Annotated in this window: 2 protein-coding genes; both read right to left on the reverse strand. The window is 54.0% G+C overall.

The genetic code is table 11. The features are described from left to right. Nucleotides 1-495: hypothetical protein (locus tag WCJ41_RS22195; protein ID WP_336908006.1), on the reverse strand; the 495-nt coding region annotated here is incomplete at its 3' end. Nucleotides 496-519: 24 nt separating this feature from the next. Then, nucleotides 520-1,593, reverse strand: a 1,074-nt coding sequence (locus WCJ41_RS22200; RefSeq protein ID WP_336908007.1) for an ABC-F family ATP-binding cassette domain-containing protein, incomplete at its 5' end; no start/stop codon positions are given.

Raw genomic sequence — 1,593 nt, forward strand, 5'->3', positions numbered from 1 at the left:
GGCCAGAACCATCGTGAAGTCGTTGTAATCGAATGCAGTTCCCGGCTCTTCGGTCTGTCCATAGCAAGCAGTCTGATTCAGGAAGTGTCGCCACGTGATGCGGGCATCCTTGTGGCCCAGTGATGCATTCAAAGCAGCCAGCGCCGGTTCATGCTGCACCGCCGTGGCATCAAGCGACGGGAGTTCCCCGTCTTTGACAGATTTCTGAACCAGATGCGAAAAGATGACTTTCACTACAGATCCTGGATCAATCGCCGTGCCGGGATGTCCCCATGAATGCACAAGATGTCCGTAGCGCGTGACACAACCGGACCCGCCGGTTTTGGTAGAGAATTCCTTCAATCTTTCCTTGTCCAGACCAACCTGATCAGGTTTTGATTCCACCCAATGTTCACCCGGAAAAACGGTCTCGGGCGGTGTGACCTTCTGATGACAGGCGGTGAGACAGGCGATCGCCACCACTAAGATTGATGCCCGGCTGTTGATTGCCATCATGCCACAGACAGAGCACGGGAAACACTAACCCGCAACCACCGCCGCCCTCGCATTTTCTTCGGCACCGGTTTTCTCAAGATAGTAATCATAGTCTCCGGCATAGGACGTGAGCTTGCCGGCATTGATATGAATGACCTTGGTGGCGATGGTCTTGATGAAATGAACGTCATGGCTGATGAAGACCAGCGTGCCTTCAAACCGTTGCAGGGCGAGGATCAACCCCTCAATGCTCCAGATGTCCAAGTGGGTCGTGGGTTCGTCCATGAGCAAAATATTCGGCGGATCCACCAGGAATTTCACCAGGTTGACACGGCTTTTTTCACCACCGCTGAGCACGCGGCATTTCTTGAATACATCCTCCTTCTTGAACAGGAATGAACCAAGGATCGCCCGGACGTCGTCATCCCGCAGCAGCGGAGCGCAATCCTTCACCTCGTCAAGAATGCTCTTGTCGGGGTCGAGCGTGTCCCCCCGATGCTGGGAGAAGTAGCCTAGTTTGGCATTCGTCCCGAGTCTGCGCTCACCTTTCTGGAACGGGATCACTCCCGCCAGAAGCTTCAACAACGTGGATTTGCCGGCCCCGTTGGGTCCGACGAGAACCGTCCGTTCCCCGCGCTCAATGTCGAGATCGAGATTTTCATAGACCTTTTTGTCGCCATAGGCCTGATCGACTCCCTGCAACGAAATCACCCTCTGGCCGCTGCGCTGCGGCTGGGGGAAGTTGAACCGGAAGGCTTTCCGCAGCGGTTTCGGTTTCTCGAGTTTGTCCATTTTGGCAATTTGCTTTTCGCGGCTCTGAGCTTGGGATGCCTTCGAAGCAACCGAGCGGAACCGGTCAACAAACTCCTGCATCTGCTCGATCTCGCGCTGCTGATTTTTGTAGGACTGCATGGCGCGCTCCCAATTCTCCTCACGCTGCTTGAGATGATCGCTGTAGTTCCCAGAGTAAGCCGTGAGCTTGCTTTCATCGATTTCGTAAACCTTGTTGATGAGCTCATCCATGAAATCGCGGTCATGGGAAATCAACAGAAGTGCACCCGGATAATTCTTCAGATAATTACGAAACCAGAGCAGCGACATGAGGTCGAGGTGGTTTGT

Origin of the sequence: Aestuariivirga sp. (assembly GCF_037139295.1) — a bacterium.
In the GTDB taxonomy this organism is placed as follows: domain Bacteria; phylum Pseudomonadota; class Alphaproteobacteria; order Rhizobiales; family Aestuariivirgaceae; genus Aestuariivirga.